This window comes from Tianweitania aestuarii, from assembly GCF_018457165.1.
Lineage (GTDB): Bacteria > Pseudomonadota > Alphaproteobacteria > Rhizobiales > Rhizobiaceae > Tianweitania > Tianweitania aestuarii.
The window spans coordinates 1,404,030-1,428,456 of sequence record NZ_JAFMNX010000001.1 but is presented as its reverse complement, the minus strand read 5'-3'; the positions used below and the strand labels follow the sequence as shown (position 1 = coordinate 1,428,456).

20 protein-coding genes are annotated in these 24,427 nt (G+C 61.0%); 14 read left to right on the top strand and 6 right to left on the bottom strand.

Annotated elements, in window-relative coordinates; translation table 11 throughout:
- Positions 1-33 precede the first annotated feature (33 nt).
- The gene (locus tag JYU29_RS07050; protein WP_347879860.1) at positions 34-759 is read left to right on the top strand and encodes a DUF502 domain-containing protein; all 726 of its coding nucleotides are present in this window, start codon (positions 34-36) and stop codon (positions 757-759) included.
- On the opposite strand, the gene recG is transcribed toward JYU29_RS07050, so the two are convergent.
- Positions 715-2,823, bottom strand: coding sequence for an ATP-dependent DNA helicase RecG (gene recG, locus JYU29_RS07045; RefSeq protein ID WP_213983967.1), 2,109 nt, complete (start codon positions 2,821-2,823; stop codon positions 715-717). The two genes, JYU29_RS07050 and recG, sit on opposite strands and share 45 nt — an antisense overlap.
- Before the next feature lie 132 nt (positions 2,824-2,955).
- Between recG and JYU29_RS07040 the strand changes: the two genes are divergently transcribed.
- Positions 2,956-3,255: an FAD assembly factor SdhE gene (locus JYU29_RS07040; protein WP_213983966.1), complete on the top strand. Its 300-nt coding sequence runs from the start codon at positions 2,956-2,958 to the stop codon at positions 3,253-3,255.
- Positions 3,252-6,746 (top strand): transcription-repair coupling factor, encoded by a 3,495-nt coding sequence (mfd, locus tag JYU29_RS07035; protein WP_213983965.1) that lies wholly within the window; start codon positions 3,252-3,254, stop codon positions 6,744-6,746. The genes JYU29_RS07040 and mfd overlap by 4 nt, the downstream gene beginning before the upstream one ends.
- On the opposite strand, the gene JYU29_RS07030 is transcribed toward mfd, so the two are convergent.
- The 5 genes from JYU29_RS07030 to JYU29_RS07010 are packed head-to-tail and all read right to left on the bottom strand — an operon-like array spanning position 6,743 to position 12,150.
- Positions 6,743-7,945, bottom strand: coding sequence for a molybdopterin molybdotransferase MoeA (locus tag JYU29_RS07030; protein ID WP_213983964.1), 1,203 nt, complete (start codon positions 7,943-7,945; stop codon positions 6,743-6,745). The two genes, mfd and JYU29_RS07030, sit on opposite strands and share 4 nt — an antisense overlap.
- Complete coding sequence (moaC, locus tag JYU29_RS07025) at positions 7,946-8,431, bottom strand: cyclic pyranopterin monophosphate synthase MoaC (protein WP_213983963.1); 486 nt, start codon at positions 8,429-8,431, stop codon at positions 7,946-7,948.
- Entirely contained in the window at positions 8,428-9,240 is an 813-nt protein-coding gene (gene trpC, locus JYU29_RS07020; protein WP_213983962.1) for an indole-3-glycerol phosphate synthase TrpC, read from the bottom strand. The genes moaC and trpC overlap by 4 nt, the downstream gene beginning before the upstream one ends.
- Positions 9,237-10,256: an anthranilate phosphoribosyltransferase gene (gene trpD, locus JYU29_RS07015; RefSeq protein WP_213983961.1), complete on the bottom strand. Its 1,020-nt coding sequence runs from the start codon at positions 10,254-10,256 to the stop codon at positions 9,237-9,239. The genes trpC and trpD overlap by 4 nt, the downstream gene beginning before the upstream one ends.
- A gap of 1 nt (position 10,257) precedes the next feature.
- Positions 10,258-12,150 (bottom strand): SurA N-terminal domain-containing protein, encoded by a 1,893-nt coding sequence (locus tag JYU29_RS07010; RefSeq protein WP_213983960.1) that lies wholly within the window; start codon positions 12,148-12,150, stop codon positions 10,258-10,260.
- Positions 12,151-12,302: 152 nt separating this feature from the next.
- Here JYU29_RS07010 and tpiA point away from each other — a divergent pair, with 152 nt between their 5' ends.
- The 11 genes from tpiA (at position 12,303) to JYU29_RS06955 (ending at position 24,422) form a co-directional block, all read left to right on the top strand.
- Entirely contained in the window at positions 12,303-13,070 is a 768-nt protein-coding gene (gene tpiA, locus JYU29_RS07005) for a triose-phosphate isomerase (RefSeq protein ID WP_213983959.1), read from the top strand.
- Positions 13,071-13,220: 150 nt separating this feature from the next.
- Positions 13,221-13,754, top strand: a complete 534-nt coding sequence (gene secG / locus JYU29_RS07000; RefSeq protein WP_213983958.1) for a preprotein translocase subunit SecG — start codon at positions 13,221-13,223, stop codon at positions 13,752-13,754.
- Positions 13,755-13,946: 192 nt separating this feature from the next.
- Positions 13,947-14,906, top strand: coding sequence for a L,D-transpeptidase (locus JYU29_RS06995; RefSeq protein WP_213983957.1), 960 nt, complete (start codon positions 13,947-13,949; stop codon positions 14,904-14,906).
- Positions 14,907-15,047: 141 nt separating this feature from the next.
- On the top strand, positions 15,048-16,676 hold the full coding sequence (gene pyrG, locus JYU29_RS06990) for a CTP synthase (RefSeq protein WP_213983956.1): 1,629 nt from the start codon (positions 15,048-15,050) through the stop codon (positions 16,674-16,676).
- 66 nt (positions 16,677-16,742) lie between these two features.
- Positions 16,743-17,636 carry a VOC family protein gene (locus tag JYU29_RS06985; protein WP_213983955.1) on the top strand — a complete coding sequence of 298 codons (894 nt, stop codon included), beginning with the start codon at positions 16,743-16,745 and terminating at the stop codon, positions 17,634-17,636.
- Positions 17,633-18,463 (top strand): 3-deoxy-8-phosphooctulonate synthase, encoded by an 831-nt coding sequence (gene kdsA / locus JYU29_RS06980; protein ID WP_213983954.1) that lies wholly within the window; start codon positions 17,633-17,635, stop codon positions 18,461-18,463. The genes JYU29_RS06985 and kdsA overlap by 4 nt, the downstream gene beginning before the upstream one ends.
- Positions 18,464-18,601: 138 nt before the next feature.
- The gene (gene eno / locus JYU29_RS06975) at positions 18,602-19,879 is read left to right on the top strand and encodes a phosphopyruvate hydratase (RefSeq protein ID WP_213983953.1); all 1,278 of its coding nucleotides are present in this window, start codon (positions 18,602-18,604) and stop codon (positions 19,877-19,879) included.
- Positions 19,880-19,944: 65 nt separating this feature from the next.
- Positions 19,945-20,265 (top strand): FtsB family cell division protein, encoded by a 321-nt coding sequence (locus JYU29_RS06970; RefSeq protein ID WP_213983952.1) that lies wholly within the window; start codon positions 19,945-19,947, stop codon positions 20,263-20,265.
- Positions 20,266-20,464: 199 nt separating this feature from the next.
- Positions 20,465-21,520: a pyruvate dehydrogenase (acetyl-transferring) E1 component subunit alpha gene (gene pdhA, locus JYU29_RS06965; RefSeq protein WP_213983951.1), complete on the top strand. Its 1,056-nt coding sequence runs from the start codon at positions 20,465-20,467 to the stop codon at positions 21,518-21,520.
- Positions 21,521-21,532: 12 nt separating this feature from the next.
- A complete protein-coding gene (locus tag JYU29_RS06960) occupies positions 21,533-23,005 on the top strand; it encodes a pyruvate dehydrogenase complex E1 component subunit beta (protein ID WP_213983950.1) in 1,473 nt (490 codons plus the stop codon).
- 10 nt (positions 23,006-23,015) lie between these two features.
- Positions 23,016-24,422: a pyruvate dehydrogenase complex dihydrolipoamide acetyltransferase gene (locus JYU29_RS06955; RefSeq protein WP_213983949.1), complete on the top strand. Its 1,407-nt coding sequence runs from the start codon at positions 23,016-23,018 to the stop codon at positions 24,420-24,422.
- Positions 24,423-24,427 lie beyond the last annotated feature (5 nt).

The window sequence follows — 24,427 nt, the reverse complement described above, 5'->3', positions numbered from 1 at the left end:
GCTAAGAAGGAGCGTGCAGGGGCAGGTGGAAGTATGGCGGATCCAATCAAGCCGCGCGGCATGGCGCGGATCAGAAACTACTTTCTGACAGGCGTCGTGGTGATCGCCCCACTTGCGATCACCGCCTATCTGACCTGGTACTTCATCCATCTGATCGACAGCTGGGTGAAGCCCTACATTCCCTATCGCTACACGCCAGAGAGTTACCTGCCGTTCGCAATCCCTGGCTTCGGCCTGGTTGTGGCGCTGATCTTCATCACCCTTGTGGGCTTTCTCGCCGCCAACTTCATCGGTGGTTCGATCCTGAAGTTCGGCGAACGCATTCTCGATCATATTCCACTGGCGCGGAACGTTTATCGTGGCTTGAAGCAGATCTTCACGACCGTTCTCGACAACCGCAGCGAGCTGTTCAAGGAAGTCGGTCTCGTTGAATGGCCGCGTCGCGGCACATGGTCGATCGTCTTCATCCCCAAGCAGCAGGAGTCCGAGATCAATGCGGCGCTGGCTGAGCGTGATGGCAAGGTCATGGCGGTGTTTCGGCCCATCACGCCCAACATCACCACGGGCTACATCATGTATGTGCGCGAAGACGATGTCGTGCCGCTTTCGATGTCGATTGAAGAGGCCGTCCGCTTCCTTGTTTCCGCCGGTCTGGTGACGCCCGAGTTCCACGGCTCGCGCAACGATGTGGAAGCGGCACTGCCCGCACTGCAGCTACCCCGCGCGCAGCAGCCGAACGGCTTCGTCGCGCCCGAATAGATAAAGAAGATGGCGGATCGCTTCGCCGCGTTCTGATTTCAGCTCCGGATCGCGCTGCAGCAATAAACGCGCATCATCGCGCGCGATCTCCAGCAGATCGGAATGCACATCCAGCCGTGCAACGCGAAAGCCCGGCGTGCCCGACTGCTTCGTTCCCATCAACTCGCCTTCACCACGCAGCTTGAGGTCTTCTTCGGCAATCAGGAAGCCATCTTCGGTGTCGCGCAACACGCCCAGTCGCTTGCGCGCGGTTTCGCCCGCCGGGTCCTTGTAAAGCAGCACGCAAGTGGACGGCTTGGAGCCGCGACCGACGCGTCCGCGCAACTGATGCAGCTGCGCCAGTCCGAAGCGCTCGGCATGTTCAATGACGATGATCGTGGCATCGGGCACATCCACGCCTACCTCGATCACGGTGGTGGCAATGAGAATGCGCGTCTCGCCCTGCTTGAACGCAGCCATGGCCGCATCCTTGTCGGCGCCCTTCATGCGGCCATGAACAAGACCGATTCGATCGCCGAACAAAGGCTGAAGCTTCTTGAAGCGGTCTTCGGCCGACATCAACTTGATCTCTTCGGACTCCTCCACCAGCGGACAGATCCAGTAGATCTTCTGGCCCTCGGAGACAGCAGCACGCATCCGTTCCACCAGTTCGTCGATGCGGTCGAGTGGCAGGGTCACGGTCTTGATGGGCTGTCGCCCGACAGGCTTCTCGGTGAGACGGGACACGTCCATGTCGCCAAAGGCCGTCAGCACGAGGGTGCGTGGGATCGGGGTGGCGGTCATGACCAGCATGTCAGGCGCGGTTCCCTTGGCGGTCATGGCAAGACGCTGATGCACGCCGAAACGGTGCTGCTCATCCACGATGGCCAAAACGAGATCTTTATAGGCAACGCCTTCCTGAAACAGCGCGTGGGTGCCGACCACGATGTCGATGCTGCCGTCCGCCATGCCGGCAAGTATCTGCGCGCGCTCATTGCCCTTTTCCCGACCCGTCAGGACGGCGGTGCGAAGGTCGGCCTTCTCTGCGAGAGGCCCGATTGTCGCAAAATGCTGTCGAGCGAGGATTTCCGTCGGTGCCATCAAGGCGGATTGGCCACCGGCTTCCGCAGCACGCGCCATGGCGAGCAATGCAACCACTGTCTTGCCGGCGCCCACATCGCCTTGCAGCAGACGCACCATGCGTTCTGGGTCGGCGAGATCGACCTGGATCTCGTCCACCGCCTTGGCCTGACTGTTGGTGAGGCTATAGGGCAGCGCGGCTTTAACCGCTTCGACGATCCGGCCATCACCACCCAGCGGCCGCCCGGCCAGACGCCGCATACGCGATCGAACCAAAGCGAGGGCGACCTGGCTCGCCAGCAGTTCGTCATAGGCCAAGCGCCGCCAGGCGGGACTTTCCGGCGCGATGTCCTCCGGCTCCTCGAAGCGGTGCAGCGCGCGCAAGGCATTGTCGAAGCTTAGCCAGCGCTCGCGAGACATGAGGCTGGGATCCAGCCACTCGGGCAAGACAGGAACACGGTCGACGGCGGCAGAAAGCGCCTTGCGCAGAACCTTTCCGGACAGGCCTGCGGTCAGCGGATAGACCGGCTCGAGCAGAGGCAAGGAGGCGGCATCGGAGAGCAGCGCCATATGATCGGGATGGACCATGTTCGGCCGGCCGTTGAACCACTCCATGCGTCCGCTAACCACCACGGTCTCGCCCTCCGGCAGCTGCTTTTCCAGCCATGCCGCATGGCCGCGAAAGAAAGTCAGCGCCAGTTCACCGGTATCATCATGCGCAAAGACCCGGTACGGCACAGACCGGTTGCCGCTCGGCGGCGGCTGATGCCGGTCGATACGCACTTCAAGGGTGACGATGCCGCCTTCCGGCGCGTAGGCGATGCCCGGCCTGTTGCGTCGGTCGATCATACCATGCGGCAAAACGAAGATCAGGTCGCCGATGCGAACCTCGCGATCAGACACATCGACGGGAACGATATTCTTCAGCAAAGCCGACAGCTTAAGACCAACACCTTCAAGTGAAGTGGCAGGAGCGAAGAGCGGATCGAGCTTTAATGGGCGCATGATGCTGCTGTAAGCGTTTCCGGACGAACTTCCAAGATAAGGCGGACTTGTGGGTCACGAAGGCTGACACTTCGACCTTGCCGCGTTATATCGCCGTTCAAGCTCGTTTCTCAACGCATCAAGGCTTTTCCCATGACCGGCACGACCCGCTCCAGCGACGGACTTGATCCGCGCGCCAAGAAGGCGCTGCTTCGTTCGTGGCGTCGCGGGATTCGCGAAATGGACCTCATTCTCGGGCGCTTCGCGGATGCTGAAATCAGCACCTTGAACGATGAAGAAATCGAACAATATGAGCGGCTTCTCGACGTTCCCGATGTCGATCTCTTTTCCTTTATGACCGGTGAGCGCGCCGCCCCCGAGGCGGTGAACACACCGATTTTCCGACGTGTTGTCGCGTTCTCCCGTTCGCAAGGCCTGGCATTTCCCTCATGACGCTGCTTCCCAAACTCGGTCTGCCGAAGTCCAGTCTCGGCTCGATCACGCTTGATGGCGTCGCGGATGGCTTTGAAGCCTTTGCGCTGGCGCGGGTGGTTGTGGAAAGCGGCAGCGGCCCGGTGATCTTCGTTGCGCGCGATGGGCAGCGTCTGCCTGCCTTCGCCGATGCGCTAGCATTCGTGGATCCGACGCTTCCCGTGCTTCAGCTGCCCGCCTGGGATTGTCTTCCTTATGACCGCGTTTCTCCCGGCGTCGACTCGGCCGCGCGTCGCCTCGAAGCCATGAGCGCGATGATCGCGCTGCGCCAGAAGCCGCATCGCGCGGTGATCCTGACCACCGCTAATGCGACACTGCAGAAGATGCCGCCGGCAGAGGTCCTGGCCGCGCAATCCTATTCGGCGCGTCCCGGCAACCAGATCGACATGAAGGGCCTGATCGCCCGGCTTGAAAGCGAAGGGTTCGACCGGGTCGGCACAGTCCGCGACGTTGGCGAGTTCGCCGTGCGCGGCGGCATTCTCGACCTCTTCGTTCCCGGGACGACCGAGCCCCTGCGGCTCGACTTCTTCGGCGACACGCTGGAATCAATTCGCGCTTTTAACCCAGCGGATCAGCGAACGACCGGCCAGCGCAAGGAGTTCGTGCTGCAGCCGATGAGCGAGATCACGCTCGATGCGGAAACGATCAGCCGCTTCCGCAAGAACTACGTGGCGACCTTCGGCGCTCCCAGCCGCGATGACGCACTTTATGCAGCGATCAGCGAAGGCCGCCGCTTCGCCGGCATGGAACACTGGTTGCCGCTGTTCTTCGACCGGGTTGAGAGCGTCTTCGACTATCTCCCCGATGTACCTGTGGTTTTCGACTATCTTGCCCGAGAAGCGATCGGTGAGCGGCATACGCTGATCACCGATCACTACGAGGCGCGCAAGACACAAGGAAGCGGCAAGGAATTCGGCGACGCTGTTCCTTACAAGCCGATCTGCCCGGAATTGCTTTACCTGACGCCCGACCATGTGGCTGCGGCTGAGACGGACCGTTTGTCGGTCGAGTTCACGCCGTTCGATGCGCCGGATGGTGGTCGCAAGGTGCTGCACGCCGGTTCTCACGGCGGTCGCAGCTTTGCGGAAGAGCGTGCCGATCCGAAGGCCAATGTCTTCGAGGCAGTGGCCAAATACATCGCCGACGAGCGCGCTGCCGGCAAGCGCATGGTGATTGCCGGCTGGAGCGATGGTTCGCTCGACCGCTTGAGCTCCATTCTGGAAGAGCGCGGCCTCGAGAACCTCATCATTGTCGATCGTCTTGCTGGTGTCGAGAAGCTGAAGCCAGGGCAGGCTGCACTCGCCGTTCTGCCGGTGGAGGCAGGCTTTTCCACTGCAACGATGACGGTGATTGCCGAGCAGGACATCCTTGGCGACCGCCTGATCCGGCGCAAGAAGCGTAAGAAGGCTTCGGACTTCATCGCCGAAGTGGCTTCGCTGGCTGCCGGTGACATCGTCGTTCACGCCGATCACGGCATCGGCCGCTTCGTCGGTCTGCAAACGATTCAGGCTGCGGGTGCGCCGCATGATTGCCTCGAGATCCGTTATTCCGGCGATGACCGCCTGTTCCTGCCGGTCGAGAACATCGAGCTTCTTTCGCGCTATGGCTCAGAGGGAACGGAAGCGACCCTCGACAAGCTGGGCGGCGTAGCTTGGCAATCGCGCAAGGCGAAGCTGAAAAAGCGCCTTCTCGAGATGGCCGGTCAGCTCATTCAGGTCGCTGCCGAGCGCAAGATGCGCGGCGCGCCGGCGATGGTTCCGCCGGAAGGCGTGTATGGCGAGTTCGCTGCCCGTTTCCCTTATGACGAGACCGAGGACCAGCAGGCGGCGATCGACGCGATCCGTGACGATCTTGGCGCTGGTCAGCCGATGGATCGTCTTGTTTGTGGCGATGTGGGCTTTGGCAAAACCGAGGTGGCGCTGCGTGCGGCCTTTATTGCGGCCATGGAAGGCTTCCAGGTCGCGGTGGTCGTGCCGACAACGCTGCTCGCACGCCAGCACTTCCGTACCTTTTCGCAGCGCTTCGCCGGGCTCCCTGTAACGGTTCGCCAAGCGTCACGCCTCGTCTCCACAAAGGAGTTGAACGAGACCAAGCGTGAGTTGGCCGACGGTAAGGTCGACATCGTCGTCGGGACGCATGCGCTGCTCACGAACTCCATTCAGTTCAAGCGGCTTGGCCTGCTGATCATCGACGAGGAGCAGCACTTCGGCGTCAAGCATAAGGAGCGCCTGAAGGAGCTGAAGAGCGACGTGCATGTGCTGACGCTCTCTGCGACACCGATTCCGCGCACCTTGCAGCTGGCACTGACCGGCGTTCGCGAATTATCGCTCATCACCACGCCGCCGGTTGATCGCATGGCGGTGCGGACCTTCATCTCGCCATTCGACCCGCTCGTGATTCGTGAGACGTTGCTGCGTGAGCGGTTCCGTGGAGGCCAAAGCTTCTACGTCGTGCCGCGCATTTCCGACCTGAAGGAGGTCAGTGACTTCCTGGCCGGTGCGGTGCCTGAACTGAAGGTTGCCGTCGCGCACGGGCAGATGACGCCTACGGAACTCGAAGACATCATGAACGCCTTCTATGATGGGCAATATGATGTTTTGCTGGCGACCACGATCGTAGAGTCCGGCCTCGACATTCCAACAGCCAACACGCTGATCGTGCACCGCGCAGACATGTTTGGTCTGGCGCAACTTTACCAGCTGCGCGGCCGTGTCGGACGATCGAAGCTGCGTGCCTTTGCGCTCTTCACATTGCCCGCCAACCGGCTCCTGACGCAGACGGCGGAGCGCCGTTTGAAGGTGCTGCAATCGTTGGACACGCTTGGTGCCGGCTTCCAGCTGGCAAGCCACGATCTCGATCTGCGCGGCGCCGGCAACCTCCTGGGCGACGAGCAGTCGGGTCACATCAAGGAAGTCGGTTTCGAGCTTTACCAGCAGATGCTGGAAGAGGCGGTTGCCGAGCTGAAGGGTACGGGTGAGATCGCCGACGGCAACTGGTCGCCGCAGATCTCGGTGGGTACGGCCGTGATGATCCCGGAAAGCTATGTTCCGGATCTTCAGCTGCGCCTGAGCCTCTACCGCCGCATCGCCGAACTGGAAGGTTCATCGGAAATCGACGCGTTTGGCGCCGAGCTGATCGACCGCTTCGGCCCCATGCCGGAAGAAGTGCAGCACCTCCTCAAGATCGTCTTCATCAAGACGCTTTGCAGGCAGGCCAATGTCGAAAAACTGGACGCCGGCCCGAAGGGTGTCGTCATCCAGTTCCGCGACAAGCAGTTCTCGGATCCGGTCGGGCTTGTCAAATTCGTGGGTGAGCAGGGCTCTCAGGCCAAGATACGGCCGGACCAAAGCATCGTGTTCATTCGCGATTGGCCGACACCGGACAAGCGGCTGTCCGGCTCGGCGATCGTCATGACGCAGCTCGCGCGGTTGGCGCAGAAGGCTATGGCCTAGCGGATCATCATGATCTGAACGAGCTCACCGCCATCCGCTGCCGGTGCGAAGGGCGGGCGGATGATCAGGCAATCCGCTCGCGCCAACGTGTTCAGCATGGACGAGTCCTGCAACCCGAAGGGTGTCACTGTCAGCTGATCCGGCCGTTGCTCGGAAGAGGCGCGGATATAATCCTGACGCTGATCATTCTCGCGCAAAGGTGCCGTGAGGATCGCGTTGCGGATGTCGGCGACATGCTTGCGTCCACCCAGCTTCGCAACAAGGGGTGCAAGGAACAGATGGGAACAGACCAGGCTCGCGACCGGATTTCCCGGAAGACCGAGCACCCTGGTCTCGCCAAGCCTGCCGAACATCAACGGCTTACCGGGCCGCATTGCGATCTTCCAGAAATCGAGGCGCATGCCCTGCGCTTCCAGAACCGGCCGAACGAGATCGTGGTCACCGACTGACGCACCCCCAAGGGTCACGATGACGTCGGCGGTTTGCCGCGCTTCAGCAACAACGGCTGCGATTTTCTCGCGATCATCGGCAACGACGCCGAAGTCCAGAATAGTCGCGCCGGCCTTGCGAGCGATCGCGGCGACACCGTAGCTGTTTGAGGCGATGATCTGATCCGGCCCGGGAACGGAACCTGGCAAAACCAGCTCATCGCCTGTCGCGATGATGGCAACGCGTGGCCTGCGGACCACCGAGAGAGATGGATGGTTCGCTGCGGCTGCAAGTGATAGCGCACCGGCATCCAGCAATCGGCCGGCCGGCAGCAGCGCGTCACCCTCAGCGAAGTCCAGACCTGCCTTGCGGATGTTACGACCGAGTGCAGCGGGTTCGGTGGCGACGATCTCTCGATCACCGAGACGCCGGGTATTTTCCTGGATCAATACGGTATCCGCACCCTCTGGCACCGGGGCGCCGGTCAGGATGCGAACGGCCTGGCCTGTCTCGATCCGACCATTGAAGCGATGGCCAGCAGCCGATTCGCCCATGATCTCCAACGGCGTGTTTGGGTCGTCCGTGTCTTGCGCTCGAACGGCATAGCCATCCATAGCAGAGGCATCGAAGGGGGGCTGTGTGCGCCTTCCGTTCAGTGCGGTCGCGAGCACGCGATTGTCAGCTTCTGCGAGCGGCACATCCTCTGCCGGCAGTTTTTCTACATCGCCAAGCAGGCGGTCAAAAACTTCGCTGACAGGCAGAAGCGCCATTTACTGATCTCCCGCGCGGAAATCCCCTGATTTCCCGCCCGATTTTTCCATGACGCGGACGCCCGTGATCGTCATGGATCGGTCAACGGCCTTGGCCATATCGTAGACCGTGAGGCAGGCGACGGAAACAGCAGTCAGCGCTTCCATCTCGACGCCCGTCTTGCCGCTGACGCGCGCTAGACCCGTCACGCGCAAACCGGGCAGAGCAGGGTCCGCTTCGATTTCAACGGCGACCTTGTTGAGCAAAAGCGGATGGCACAGGGGAATCAGTTCATGGGTCTTTTTGGCCGCCATGATGCCCGCGATGCGCGCGGTTGCGATCACATCGCCTTTCTTGGCGTTGCCTTCCATGACGATCGACAGAGTTTCAGGCCGCATCAGCACGAGGCCTTCGGCGATGGCGGTCCGCTCCGTCTCAGGCTTCGATCCGACATCCACCATATTGGCTTCGCCGTTGCTGCCGAGATGGGTGAGGGTGCTCATCATGCAGTCCTGATTGCTTCGCTACCTTCCAGCAGCGCACGTGTTGCGGCCTCGACGTCCGGCTGACGCATCAGGCTCTCGCCCACGAGGAAGCTGCCGATGCCTGAGCGCGCGAGGCGCAGACAGTCATCATGCGTGAAGATCCCGCTTTCTCCAACAAGCATGCGATCGCTCGGAAAGCCTGCGGCCAAACGCTCGGAAACAGCCAGATCGACATGGAAGGTGCGCAGATTGCGATTGTTGATGCCGATCAAGCGCGATGAGAGCTTCAGCGCGCGCTCCATCTCGGCTTCATCATGCACCTCGATGAGCGCATCCATGCCGACCTCGAGTGCCGCGTCTTCAAGCGCACGGGCATCGTCGTTATCAAGGCTGGCCATGATGATCAGGATTGCATCCGCACCCCAAAGGCGGGCCTCGTAAACCTGGTAAGGATCGAACAGGAAATCTTTGCGCAAAGCAGGCAGGCCACAAGCCAGCTTTGCAGCTTTCAGGTAGTCCGGTGAGCCTTGAAAGGATGGTCCGTCCGTCAACACGGAGAGGCAGGCAGCGCCGCCGGCTTCATAGGCGGCGGCAAGCGATGGCGGATCGAAGTCTTCGCGAATCAGGCCTTTCGATGGACTTGCTTTCTTGATCTCGGCGATCAGAGCAAAAGCACCATCGGCGCGCTTGCGTTCGACGGCATTCCCAAAGCCGCGAGGGGCTGGAACATCAGCGAGTTGAGCGCGCACCTCATTGAGCGGCAAGGCAGCTTTTGCCGCTGCGATCTCCTGCCGCTTATAAACCTCGATCTTTGCCAGTATGTCGCTCATGCCTGCTTCTCGTTGGCTAGGGCAACAAGCCGCTCAAGGGTCGACAGGGCATTGCCACTGTCGATCGACTGCCGCGCGAGTTCGATGCCTGCGCGCAGATCAGATGCGCGGCCAGCGATCACCAATGCAGCGGCGGCGTTCAGAAGCGAAATGTCGCGATACGCATTTTGCGCACCGGCGAGCACTGCGCGCAACGCATCCGCATTGTGCTCGGCGTCGCCACCCTTGAGATCGTTGATCGTGACGCGCGGCAGACCGACGTCTTCCGGCGTCACTTCGAAACTACGAACCGAGCCATTCTCGAGAGCGGCCACCTTCGTGGTCCCGGCAGTGGTCATCTCGTCGAGACCATCGCCATGCACAACCCAGATTGCCTCGCCACCCAGGCCCTTCAGCACATGCGCGATAGGCTCAACCCATTCAGGCGCATAAACGCCGACCAGCTGGCGCGACACGCCGGCCGGATTGGCGAGAGGTCCGAGAAGGTTGAAGATCGTGCGCGTGCCGAGCTCGACGCGGCTTGGTCCGACGTGCCGCATGGCAGAATGATGCGCCGGTGCAAACATGAAGCCGATCCCGGCTTCCCTGACGCATCGTCCGATGTGAGCTGCCGGGATCTCGACGTTGATCCCGAGCGCCATCAGCGTATCGGCAGCACCTGAGCGAGACGACAAAGCGCGGTTGCCGTGCTTGGCAACGGGAACACCTGCTCCAGCCACGATAAAGGCTGCACAGGTGGAGACGTTATAGGAGCCCGACTGGTCGCCACCAGTGCCGACGATGTCCACCGCATCGTCTGGTGCATCGACGCGCACCATCTTTGCGCGCATGGTCGCGACGGCTCCGGAGATCTCGTCCACGGTTTCGCCGCGTACGCGCAGGGCCATGAGAAAGCCGCCGATCTGGCTGGGCGTGGCTTGTCCCGACATGATGATGTCGAAGGCATGCTTCGCCTCATCGAAGGACAGCGCCGTTCCTTGCGCTGCCTTGCCGATATAGGTCTTCAGGTCAGCCATTTCAGAACGCCAGCGCGCGGTCGATTGCCCCGCGATTAACCTGGACGCTGTACTCGCCCTGCAGGCGCGCAACGAGCTGGTCCAGCAGGTCGTCCGCCATGCCCGTGTTGAACCGACGCGTTTGTTCGTCGCCCAGGCTCGCGGCATCGGTTGCAACCGGCTCGGTGATGTCCGTGACCTGAAACACGATCTGGCCACCATCCTGCGGTGCTGGCGTCACCTTCGAACCGCCCTGTGCGACACTGAACACAGCGTCGACACCCTCGCGGCCGAGGTCCACATCATCCGCCTCGCGCTTCAAACCCCGCTTGGTCTGCTTGGGCTGGTCCACCTCGGTCGCGATCTGGTCGAGCGTAGCCGTGCCATCTGCGAGACGCTTCTGTGCATCTGCCGCGCGCGCAGCCAGACGAGACGCAGCCTGATCTTCCTTCCACTTCTCGATCACCTGATCGCGCACTTCATCCAGCGTGCGGTCGCGTGCCGGCGTGATCGCGTCGAGGTCGAAGAACACGTAGCCACGTGCATCTGTCTGCAGCGCGGGGTTGTCCGCACCGACTTCCGTTTCGAAAGCCTGCTGCAGGAGCTGTGCCGAGGCCGGCAGGTCATCGACAACCGAGCCGTCCGGGCGGCGTCCCTGACGATCGACGGCGTCGATCGTCGAAACGCGCAGGTTGAGCTGCTGAGCGGCTTCGGTAAGCGTTGCGCCGCCGCCGCGTGCGTCTTCGAAGCGATCGTGGGCATCCAGAAGAATGCGGTTGGCTTCGCTCAGCGCAAGGTCGCGACGGATCTGGTCGCCGACTTCAGCCATCGGACGCACGACTTCCGGCGTGATCTGAGTGACGCGAACCAGTACAGGGCCGAAGTTGCCGTTCACAACATCGCTCACCTGACCATCTGAAAGATTGAACGCTGCATCGGCGATTGCCTGATCGGCAATCTCCGTTTTTGCGAATGTGCCGAGCTGAACGTCATCGATCGTCTTGCTCTGCGCGGCCACGACCGATTCGAAGGTTGCGCCATTGCGGATCGCTTCCACCGCAGCTTGCGCGCCGGCTTCGTTGCCGAAGACGAGCTGTTCGATCTTGCGGCGCTCGGGGGTCGTGAAGCGCGCCTTGTTCTTTTCGTAGTCTGCCTGAACCTGCTCGTCCGAGATCGAATTCGGATCAGCGATGTCAGCCGGTTCCATCCGCACATAAGAAATCTTGCGGTATTCCGGCGCTGCGAACTCAGCCTTGTTCTCATCGAAATAGGCTTGCAAGTCGGCGGCACTTGGCTCTTCGACCGTATCGATGAGCGAGAGTGGCAGAACGACGTAGTCCACCGTGCGATCTTCACCACGATAAAGCGCCACTGCACGCATAAACGCGTCAGGCGCCGTCATGCCGTCGGATACGGCTTCAACGATCTGCTGGCGAAGGGCGACCTGTTCGCGGTTCAGCAGATAATCCTGCGGTCGCATACCAGCCTGGTTGAGCACGAACTCGAACTGCTGGCGGTTGAATTGGCCATCGGGACCGTGAAACGCCTGATCCGACGCTGTCAGCTCTGCAACGCGATCCTGCGAGACGCCGAGATCCATCGTCCGTGCCTGCTGATCCAGCAGCGCGCCGGCGACCAATTGTGCGACAACCTGATCCTCAATCCCGAAGGCGCGCGCTTGTTCGCGCGTAATGCGCGTTCCGAATTGCTGCGAGTACAGATTGATCTGGCGATCATAGGCCAGTCGGAAATCCTGCTGCGAAACTTGCGCGTCGCCCGCGGTGATGACGCTGTTCGAACTGGTGCCGTTGACCAGCTGCGCCGATACGCCCCAGGCGGCGAAGCTCACGACAAGCAGAATCAGGAGCAGCTTGGAGATCCAGGTTCCGGCAGCGCTTCGCAGGAAAGTCAGCATGAGAAGTCCGTTTGGTTCATAGATGACTGCCCAAGCCGAGTGGGCGAGGGCGCTTCACGCGGCAATAGCCCGTGACGCTGGCAGTGTCGATTGCTTTGTCGCCGTAATTTGGTACGCAGACCCCCGCTTGTTCATGAGGTGAGGAGAAGAGCATGACCCCTGGCATTCGTCCGCTTGTTGCGGGCAACTGGAAGATGAACGGCGTCAGTTCGGCACTCGACGAGCTTTCGCGGATCGGTCAGGGCTTCATGCATGGACTGGATACGCAAACCGACGCATTGATCTGCGTGCCGGCAACGCTGCTTTCGCGGGCTTGCGAGCGGATCAAGGATACGCCGGTCAAAGTCGGCGGCCAGGATTGTCACGCCAAGGAAAGCGGCGCTCATACCGGCGACGTTTCTGCCGAGATGCTACGCGATGCAGGGGCAAAGTTCGTGATCGTCGGCCACTCCGAACGCCGCACCGATCACGGCGAAACCAACGCAGATGTGAAGGCGAAGACCGAAGCGGCGTGGCGAGCAGGGCTCCAAGCGGTTCTTTGCATCGGTGAAACGCATGAGCAGCGCACCAATGGTGAAGCGTTGCGCGTTCTGTCTGAGCAGCTGAGCGGATCTGTACCATCGTCTTCGACGGCACACTGGTTGATCGTCGCCTATGAACCCGTCTGGGCGATCGGCACCGGACTCACTCCGAGCGTGCGTGACGTCGAGCAGGCTCATGCGCATATTCGGCAGGAGCTTACGAACCTGATCGGCGAAGAAGCCGCAAAGGTCCGCATTCTTTATGGTGGGTCCGTCAAGCCGTCTAATGCGAGGGAATTGCTGGGCGTGCAGAATGTCGACGGCGCCCTGGTTGGCGGCGCAAGCCTCAAGGCTGCGGATTTTCTCGCCATCGCCGAGGCTTACGACGCTTTAAGCTGACGCGTTGCGCCCCGATTGGGCGGCCCCCATATGCGGGATCCATGCATGGCAGGTTGCAGGACTTGGATTGATCTGCGTTTGCGTGTAGTGAGCCGCCCAATCCTTTCTTGTCGGCGCTAGTCGCCGCCTCCGATTTTTCCGGACCCGATTATGCAGACTGTCATCATCGTTATTCATCTTCTGATCGTGCTTGCGCTCGTGGGTGTCGTTCTCGTGCAGCGTTCGGAAGGCGGCGGCCTTGGCGTGGGCGGTGGTTCCGGCTTCATGACGGCCCGTGGTGCTGCCAATGCTTTGACGCGCACGACCGCCATCCTTGCGACGGCGTTTTTCATTACGTCCCTCGCCTTGTCCTTGCTGGCTCGCTACTACGGCAACGATCCGCTCGATATTCTCGACCGGTTGCCGAACAACGCGCCCGGTCAAACACAGTCGGCACCTGCCGGCGGCGGCAATGGTGTGCTTGACCAGCTTGGCGGCAGCCCGTCGACCCCGGCAGCGCCTGCGGAATCTGCACCGGTTACGCCGCCTTCGGGTGATGCGCCGGAAGCGTCGACCCGGCCGGCTGCAACGTCGCCTGCGCCTGATGCTCCAGCAGTTGGCGCTCCGGCAGCGTCCGAGCCTGCTGCACCAACGACCAACAATGCTGCTCCGCAGGGCGGAAACAGCGTTCCTTCGGGTCAGTAACGCCAATTTCGGGGCTCTGTTCGACCGGACAGAGCCTGTTGCAAGAATGCGACGCGAAGCCATCCCCATGATCAGGGATGGCAGGAGGTTCTTGAGCCTTCGGTCCGATGGGATTACCAAGACCGGCGAAGGTGGCGTGCGGTGATCGCCGTGACGCGAGTCTCCTTCGTTTTAGTCAAGTCAGGTTTGCCCATGCTGCTCCGTAACCTTGTTGTTGCCGGCCTTTGCTCGGCTGTTGTTTTCGTGTCTCCCGCTTATGCCGGTGGAGACCGCGTTTTCGATTTCGCCGGAATGTATCAACGCAAGCTCGATGCGCAGACGGTGACCACCGGCGCGACGACCAAGCCGAATGCAGCTCCCGCCAAAGGCGCAGCCGCAAAAACGAAGTCCGCGGCAGATGCAAGGAAGACTGCTTCGCGTTCAGCTCAGCAGGGCAAGACGGTGACGCAGGCGAAGCAGGTGACCCGCACCGTTGCGATGCCGCAGATGGTGCAGCCGGTTTCCACCATGCCGACGGTCGACGTCGCCGTGGAAGGCAACAATGGCGAGCTGCGCAGCGTTCAGCGTCCGCAGGGCGGCTTCTTCAAGACCATCTTCGGCGAAGATGCTCCGCCGCGCTATCTGCCCGAAACGCAGACGCTCGACAGCAAGCTCGCCGCGCGCGCTGCTGCCAAGCCATTCAAGGTCAAGCCGGAATTCGAACCTCAGACCGTTGCCTTCTCTGGCTACGACAAGGGAACGGTCGTTATCGATACGAGCGCCCGTCGCTTGTACCTCGTAGAGTCGCGTGACACCGCCCGCCGCTATGCCATTGCCGTCGGCAAGGAAGGTCTGGCCTTCAAGGGCACCGGTACGGTAGGCGACAAGCAGGAATGGCCGCGCTGGTTCCCGACCAAGGACATGCAGGCGCGCGAGCCCAAGAAGTATGGTCAGTACAAGGACGGCATGAACGGCGGCCCAAACAATCCGCTCGGCGCCCGCGCAATCTACCTTTACCAAGGCAAGACGGACACCCACATCCGTATCCATGGCACGACCCAACCCGAATCGATCGGCAGCGCCTCATCGAACGGTTGCTTCCGGATGATCAACGAACACGTCATGGAATTGTACCAACGCGTTCCCATGGGCGCTCAGATCGTCGTTCTCTGATCTGGCCGGGTCCAATACCCTTTTAAAAGAGGCCGGTTCGCCGGCCTCTTTCTTTTGTGCACAGGGCAGTGCGCCGTTCACGGCGAGAGCTGTCAATTTTGACTGGCGGAATCGATCCGCAAGAGCTAAGCGATAAATCCCATGGCGCGATATGTTTTCATCACCGGCGGCGTGGTCTCCTCACTTGGCAAAGGCATAGCGGCAGCAGCTCTTGGAGCTCTGTTGCAGGCACGCGGATACCGCGTGAGGATCCGCAAGCTCGACCCTTATCTCAACGTTGATCCGGGCACGATGTCGCCCTACCAGCACGGCGAGGTCTTCGTGACCGACGACGGCGCTGAGACCGACCTCGACCTCGGCCATTACGAGCGCTTCACCGGCCGCTCGGGCAATGCGCGGGACAACATCACCACTGGCCGTATTTACAAGAACATCATCGAGCGCGAACGGCGCGGCGATTATCTTGGCGCGACGGTTCAGGTCATTCCGCACGTCACCGACGAGATCAAGAACTTCGTTCGTGAGGGCAATGACGACTTCGATTTCGTTCTTTGCGAGATCGGCGGCACGGTGGGCGACATCGAAGCGATGCCGTTCCTGGAAGCCATTCGTCAGCTCGGCAACGAATTGCCGCGCGGGCAGGCTGTTTATATCCACCTGACCTTGATGCCGTTCATTCCGGCAGCGGGCGAATTGAAGACCAAGCCGACGCAGCACTCCGTCAAGGAGCTCCAGGCGCTCGGCATTGCGCCGGACATCCTGCTGGTGCGCGCTGATCGCTCGATCCCACGCGAAGAGCGTCGCAAACTTTCCTTGTTCTGCAATGTGCGCGAATCGGCGGTCATCCAGGCCCTCGACGTCGCCAACATCTATGACGTACCGACCGCCTATCATCAGGAAGGTCTCGACAGCGAAGTTCTGGCCGCGTTCGGCATCGATCCTGCACCAAAGCCCCGCATGGAGCGTTGGGCCGAAGTTGCTGATCGGATCCACAGCCCAGAAGGCGAAGTCACGATCGCGATTGTCGGCAAATATACCGGCCTGAAGGACGCCTACAAGTCGCTGATCGAGGCGCTGGCGCATGGCGGTATTGCCAATCGCGTCAAGGTGAAGCTCGACTGGATCGAGAGTGAGATCTTCGAGAAGGAAGATCCGGCACCGTTCCTGGAAAAGGTCCACGGCATTCTGGTGCCCGGCGGCTTTGGCGAACGCGGTTCAGAAGGCAAGATCCTCGCCGCCAAGTTCGCCAGGGAGCGCAAGGTGCCGTATTTCGGCATCTGCTTCGGCATGCAGATGGCCTGCATCGAAGCTGCCCGTTCGTTGGCAGGCATCGAGCACGCCTCGTCCACTGAGTTCGGCAAGACGAGCGAGCCGGTGGTCGGTCTCATGACCGAATGGCTGCGCGGCAACATGCTTGAGAAGCGGCAGGCGGCCGGCGATCTGGGCGGCACGATGCGTCTTGGCGCATATGACGCGCGCCTGAAGGAAGGCTCGCACATCGCGGAGATTTATGGCGACACCGACATCGTCGAACGCCATCGTCACCGCTTTGAAGTCAACATCGACTACAAGGAACGGCTCGAGGCCTGCGGGCTGGTTTTCGCCGGCATGAGCCCCGATGGTGTTCTGCCGGAAACGGTGGAATACGCCGACCACCCCTGGTTCATCGGCGTTCAGTATCATCCGGAACTGAAGAGCCGTCCGTTTGAGCCGCATCCGCTTTTCGCCAGCTTTGTGCAGGCTGCGATGGCGCAAAGCCGGCTGGTCTGAAGAGACAATCTGCCGGGTTGATGACGCTATCTTGAACCCGGCAGTGATTTGGGGCAGACCGCGTGGATGACCGCTCATCTTCGTCCACTCGACCATCTCGTCCTGCCTGTCGGCGATCTCCATGTTGCCGAAGCGCGCTACGCAGCGCTCGGCTTCCAGGTCGCCCCTCGTGGCCAGCATCCCTTCGGCACGGAAAACGCCTGCGTTTATCTGGCGGACGGCACCTTTCTTGAACCGCTTGCCGTTGCGGACGAGGAGCGCGCAAGCGAGGCCGTTAAGTCGGGCAATGTCTTTGTCGGACATGACAAGACGTTCCGCACACGTGTCGGGCAAGACGGACTGTCCGCGCTTGTTCTAGGCACGCAGGACGCTTCGGCCGACGACGCACGCTTTCGCGCCGACGCGGTTTCGCGCGGCGACATGCTGCGCTTCTCGCGACCCTTTGTCGGCTTTGATGGTACATCGGGCGAAGCAAGCTTTCTCCTGGCTTTCGCCGGCGATCTCCGTGCGCCGGACGCGCTGTTCTTTACCTGTGAGCGTATCGGTGTTCCCGCCGTCGATCGCACACCGCTGACGCGTCATGCGAATGGCGTCACGACCTTGCGGCGGGTGATTCTCGTTGCGCCCGAACCGCATCATTTTGAGATGCTGCTGACGACGCTGATGGATCATGCCGACCCCGTCCGCAGCGATGATGCCATCGATTTGCAAACCGGCACCTCTACAATTTCGGTTCTGACCCCGGCTGCTGCGCATGCGCTTCTTGGCGATGCACGCTGGGATGAAGCCGATCCGACGCTGCAGTTTGCTGCCATCGAGTTCGGCGTCCAAGATTTAAGCGCGACCCGCACCCATCTGGAAGCTGGCGGTATGGTCGTGGAAACGGCAGGCTCATCCCTGCGCGTCGATGCGGCTGCCGGCCAGGGTGTCCCGTTCCTGTTCACGGAAGCAAGATCATGACCAATCCCAATCCGCATGTGTCCGTGGGCTCCGTCACCTTCGGCAACGATCTGCCGCTGACCTTGATCGCGGGTCCATGCCAGCTGGAAACACGCCAGCACGCCTTCGACATGGCTGGCAGCCTGAAGGACATGGCAGCCAAGCTCGGCATTGGCCTGATCTACAAGACGAGCTACGACAAGGCGAATCGCACATCCCTTGGCGGCAAGCGCGGCGCTGGGCTCGATGCTGCAATGCCGATCTTTGCTGACATCAAGAAGGAGCTTGGCCTTCCGATTCTGACGGATGTGCATACGGAAGAACAATGCGCGGTGGTCGGCGAAGTCGTAGACATTCTCCAGATCCCCGCTTTCCTCTGCCGTCAAACCGACCTTCTGGTTGCAGCAGCGGCGACGGGTAAGGTCGTGAACATCAAGAAGGGCCAGTTCCTCGCGCCTTGGGACATGAAGAACGTTGTGGCGAAGGTCACCGCATCCGGCAACTCCAATGTTCTGACGACGGAGCGCGGCGTATCTTTCGGCTACAACACCCTCGTGTCCGATATGCGCGCCTTGCCGGTGTTGCGGGAGATCGGTGCACCGGTGATCTTTGATGCCACGCATTCTGTACAGCAACCCGGCGGGCAGGGCGGCTCTTCGGGCGGCGACAGGCGGCATGTGGAAACCTTGGCGCGAGCAGCCGTTGCCGTCGGCGTCGCCGGCGTCTTCATCGAAACGCATGAGGACCCCGACAATGCGCCGTCCGATGGACCGAACATGGTCCCCCTCGACAAGCTGCCGGCCCTCATGGAACGCTTGATGGCGTTCGATGCTCTGGCGAAACGCTGAGGCTGGAGCTCTCAGGGTAAGCAAAGCAGCCCCTCTGTTTCTGTTGCTTGCCGGCGGGTGAAGCGCAGCCGCGGTTGCGTTTCCGTCTGCATCCGATAAGGACATCCGCGAGATCAAGATCATAGCGGAGAGGCAGCAATGACGGCCATTATCGACATCATCGGGCGTGAAATTCTCGACAGCCGCGGCAATCCGACGGTTGAAGTCGATGTGCATCTCGAGGACGGCGCTTTCGGCCGCGCCGCAGTGCCCTCGGGCGCATCGACCGGCGCACACGAAGCCGTCGAATTGCGTGACGGCGGCGATCGTTATCTCGGCAAGGGCGTTGAGAAGGCCGTCAACGCCGTCAACGGCGAGATCTTTGACGCGATCGGCGGCATGGACGCCGAGAACCAGTTGCAGATCGACACTGCGATGATCGAGCTCGACGGCAGCGCCAACAAGGGCCGTTTGGGTGCAAACGCGATCCTCGGCGTTTCACTGGCGGTCGCCAAGGCCGCGGCGCAGTCATCCGGCCTGCCGCTTTACCGCTATGTCGGCGGCGTCAATTCCCATGTTCTGCCGGTTCCGATGATGAACATCATCAATGGCGGCGCGCATGCCGACAATCCGATCGACTTCCAGGAATTCATGATCATGCCGGTGGGCGCAGAAACCCTGCGCGACGCGGTGCGCATGGGCGCCGAGGTCTTCCACACTCTGAAGAAGCGCTTGAAGGATGCTGGCCACAACACCAACGTCGGCGACGAAGGTGGTTTCGCTCCGAACCTGAAGAGCGCTGTGGATGCGCTCGACTTCGTGACGGCGTCGATCGAGAAGGCCGGTTATCGCCCGGGCGAAGACATGTTCATCGCTCTGGATTGCGCTGCAACCGAATTCTTCAAGGACGGCAACTACGTTTATGAAGGCGAGGGCAAGACCCGCTCACCGCAGGAACAGGCTGAGTATCTCGCCAAACTGGCCGCCGATTACCCCATCATCTCGATCGAAGACGGCATGTCGGAAGACGACTGGGACGGTTGGAAGGCGCTGACCGATCTTGCCGGCAAGAAGGTCCAGCTCGTCGGTGACGATCTCTTCGTGACCAATACCGCACGCCTGCGCGACGGCATTAAGATGGGCGTTGCCAATTCGATCCTGGTAAAGGTCAACCAGATCGGCTCGCTCAGCGAAACGCTGGATGCGGTCGAGACGGCGCACAAGGCAGGCTACACGGCGGTGATGTCCCACCGCTCCGGCGAAACGGAAGACGCGACGATTGCGGATCTGGCGGTTGCCACCAACTGCGGACAGATCAAGACCGGCTCACTGGCACGCTCTGACCGGTTGGCGAAATACAACCAGCTGATTCGGATCGAGCAGGAGCTCGGACCGCAGGCAAAGTACGCCGGTTCGAGCATTTTGCGGGCTCGTTGAGCCTAATTGTAACGCGCCGTTAAGCACGTTCGTCCACATTGGCGCGATAGTAGCGGATCGCGCCAATGTGGACTCGTCAACATCGTCAACGGAACTTCGGCCGGCTCATTCTGCCGGTCATCACGATCGTCTTTCTTTCCTATTTCGGCTTCCATGCCTGGCATGGTGAGTACGGCATCTACTCCAAGTATGCCCTGGAAGAGCGCGCCGCCGCCTTGCAGAAACAACTCGACACTATCCGCAGCCAACGCATTGCACTCGAGACCCGCGTGCGCCTTCTGCAGGACGGTTCTATCGAGAAGGACATGCTCGATGAGCAGGCGCGCCGCTCGCTGAACCTTTCCCACGACGACGAATTGGTCATTCTGCGCCAGCGTGGAGGCTGATCTGCCTCCATTTCTGCGATGAACCGGATCTGAGTTCATCGCTTTTCCTTCCCAACTTTCAACAGGTTAGCCGCATAACAGCCATGCATTTTGCGCATGGCGGTGCGGCTTTCTGCGTGCTAGCGTCTTTCTCGACCCGGGCATCGGAGCTTCCGAGCCTCGTTGATGTCCGCCAAGAGACAGTTTGAGGGAGTCGAGCATGGCCACTGCCGCGAAAACATCGCCGGCGAAAGCGAAGGCTGACGCAAAACCAGATATGCAACTGCGCGGAACGCTTGAAGCTCCTGCGCCTTCCACGCTTTCGAAAGAACAGGAACTCGCCGCTTACCGGCAGATGCTGTTGATTCGTCGCTTCGAAGAAAAGGCCGGCCAGCTTTACGGCATGGGCTTCATCGGCGGCTTCTGCCATCTGTATATCGGTCAGGAAGCTGTTGTTACGGGCATGAAGCTCGGCATGCGCGAAGGTGATCAGATGATCACCGCCTATCGCGATCACGGCCACATGCTGGCCATGGATATGGATCCGCGCGGCGTGATGGCCGAGCTGACCGGACGTCGCGGCGGCTATTCCAAAGGCAAGGGCGGCTCCATGCACATGTTCTCCAAGGAGAACAAGTTTTACGGCGGCCACGGCATCGTCGGCGCGCAGGTGTCGCTCGGCACGGGTCTGGCCTTTGCAAACAAGTACCGCGAAGACGGCTCGGTCTGCGTCACCTATTTCGGTGATGGCGCGGCCAACCAGGGCCAGGTCTATGAGAGCTTCAACATGGCCTCGCTGTGGAAGCTTCCGGTGGTCTATGTGATCGAGAACAATCGCTACGCGATGGGCACTTCGGTCTCGCGTTCGTCTGCTGAGACCGTGTTCTCGCAGCGCGGTGTTTCTTTCCGGATTCCTGGCATGCAGGTCGACGGCATGGATGTGCGCGCCGTGAAGTCGGCATCCGAATATGCGCTCGAATATGCGCGCTCCGGCCAGGGTCCCATCATCCTGGAAATGCAGACCTACCGCTATCGCGGTCACTCGATGTCGGATCCGGCGAAGTATCGTTCGAAGGACGAAGTGCAGAAGATGCGCTCCGAGCATGATCCGATCGAACAGGTGAAGAACCGTATGATCGAGAATGGCTGGGCCAGCGAAGACGAACTCAAGTCGATCGACAAGGAAGTTCGCGACATCGTCGCCGACTCCGCCGATTTCGCCCAGACCGATCCAGAGCCGGACGCATCCGAGCTCTACACCGACATTCTGCTTTAAGGAGAAACGGGTATGCCGATCGATATCCTTATGCCCGCTTTGTCTCCCACGATGGAGGAAGGCAATCTTTCGAAATGGCTGAAGAACGAGGGCGACGCCGTTGCCCCCGGTGATGTCATTGCCGAGATCGAGACCGATAAGGCGACCATGGAAGTGGAAGCCGTTGATGAAGGCACGCTCGGGAAGATCCTGATCGCCGCCGGCACCGAAGGCGTGAAGGTCAACACGCCGATCGCGGTTCTGCTGGAAGAAGGCGAAAGCGCCGGTGACATCGGCTCCAGCAAAGCGTCCGGGTCTCAGTCCGCTTCCGGTGAAGCCGCTGCATCGCCGGTTGCCAGCGTCGACAACGATGATAAGGCGACCGTCAGCTCTGCCGGTGATGCCGGCGAAAAGGCACGCCGTTCCACGGACGAGCCTTCGTCCCAGGCGGACAACACAAAGGTTCCAGCAGCACCCAAGGTTGATGTTGCCGCTGATCCCGATGTTCCGGCCGGCACGGAAATGGTGTCTACCACCGTTCGCGAAGCCCTGCGCGACGCGATGGCCGAGGAGATGCGCCGCGACAAGGACGTCTTCGTGATGGGCGAAGAGGTCGCCGAATATCAGGGCGCCTATAAGATCACGCAGGGCCTTCTTCAGGAATTCGGCGCGCAGCGTGTTGTCGATACGCCGATCACCGAACATGGCTTTGCCGGTGTTGGCGTTGGCGCAGCGATGTCAGGCTTGAAGCCGATCGTCGAGTTCATGACGTTCAACTTTGCGATGCAGGCGATTGACCAGATCGTCAATTCGGCTGCGAAGACGCTCTACATGTCGGGTGGCCAGATGGGTGCACCGATCGTGTTCCGTGGTCCGAACGGTGCTGCCGCACGCGTCGGTGCTCAGCACAGCCAGGATTATGCGGCATGGTATAGCCATATCCCGGGCCTGAAGGTGGTGCAGCCTTATACCGCTGCCGACGCCAAGGGGCTTCTCAAGGCGGCGATCCGCGATCCCAATCCGGTGATCTTCCTCGAGAACGAGATCCTGTACGGCCAATCCTTCGATGTGCCGAAGCTGGATGATTTCGTTTTGCCGATCGGCAAGGCGCGCATCCATAAGCAGGGCAAGGATGTGACCATCGTGTCCGCCGGCATCGGTATGACCTATGCTGTGAAGGCAGAGCTGGAACTGCGCGAGATGGGTATCGATGCGGAGATCATCGACCTTCGCACGATCCGTCCGCTCGATTTCGACACGATCCTCGCTTCGGTGAAGAAGACGAACCGGCTCGTGACCATCGAAGAAGGCTTCCCGCAGAATTCGGTCGGCGATCATATCGCCAGCCAGGTCATGCAGCGCGCCTTCGATTATCTCGATGCGCCGGTCATCACGGTCTGCGGCAAGGATGTGCCGATGCCTTATGCGGCCAATCTGGAAAAGCTGGCCCTGCCGACTGTTGCAGATGTGGTTGAAGCGGTGAAAGCCGTTACTTACCGGGCTTAAGGGGAGCGTCATGCCGATCAACATCACCATGCCGGCCCTGTCACCCACGATGGAAGAGGGCAACCTCGCCAAGTGGCTGGTCAAGGAAGGCGACAAGGTAGCGCCCGGCGATGTGATCGCCGAGATCGAAACCGATAAGGCCACGATGGAAGTCGAGGCCGTCGACGAAGGCACTGTCGCAAAGATCGTCGTTGCAGCCGGCACCGAAGGCGTGAAGGTCAATTCTCTCATCGCCGTTCTGGCGGCCGAGGGCGAAGACGCCAGCGCGGCTGCAGCAGCCGAACCGGCGAGCCAGCCTGCGGAGGCCCCAAAATCGGCTGAACCGCAGAAGAGCGACCCGGAAGGCAATGCCGCAGCCAAGTCGGGCTATGGCGGCAGCGATGTTCCTGTCGATGGCGCGAAGAAGCCTTCGGACGCGCCGAAGACCGAAGCGGCTCCAAAGGCGCCTGCCAAGTCGGAAGGCGAACGCGTGTTTGCGTCACCGCTTGCACGTCGTTTGGCCAAGGATGCAGGTATCGATTTGGCGAGCCTTTCCGGTTCCGGTCCGCGCGGTCGGATCGTGAAGGCCGATGTTGAAGGTGCAGGCAAGGCAGGGTCCGCTCAGCCGACGGCGACAGCGGCCCAGACCGGTGCAACCGCTCCGGCAGCGGCATCCGCACCGAAAGGGATGTCGGACGAAGCCGTTCTCAAGCTGTTCGAGGAAGGCTCCTACGAACTCGTGCCCCATGATGGCATGCGCAAGACGATCGCGCGCCGTCTGGTGGAAGCCAAGTCGACCATTCCGCATTTCTACCTGACGGTGGATTGCGAGCTCGACGCGCTTTTGGCCCTGCGCCAGCAGCTCAACGCCGCATCGCCCATGAAGAAGACCGAGAAGGGCGAAGCCCCGCTCTACAAGCTTTCGGTCAACGACATGATCATCAAGGCCATGGCGCTTGCGTTGCGCGATGTTCCAACGGCTAACGCGTCCTGGACCGAAACCAACATGGTCATGCACAAGCATGCCGATGTCGGAGTTGCCGTTTCCATTCCAGGCGGACTGATCACGCCGATCATTCGTCGGGCGGAAGAAAAGTCGCTGTCGACCATCTCGAACGAGATGAAGGATCTGGCGGCCCGCGCACGCTCGCGCAAGCTGAAGCCCGAGGAGTACCAGGGTGGTACGACTGCCGTGTCCAATCTCGGCATGTTCGGCATCAAGGATTTCGCAGCCGTGATCAACCCGCCGCATGCAACGATCCTGGCGATCGGCGCGGGCGAAGAGCGGGCGGTCGTGAAGGGCGGCGAGATCAAGGTTGCAACAGTGATGTCGGTGACGCTCTCGACCGATCACCGTGCGGTGGACGGCGCGCTGGGTGCCGAACTGATCGGCGCTTTCAAGCGCCATATCGAAAACCCGCTGGGCATGCTGGTTTAAGCGGC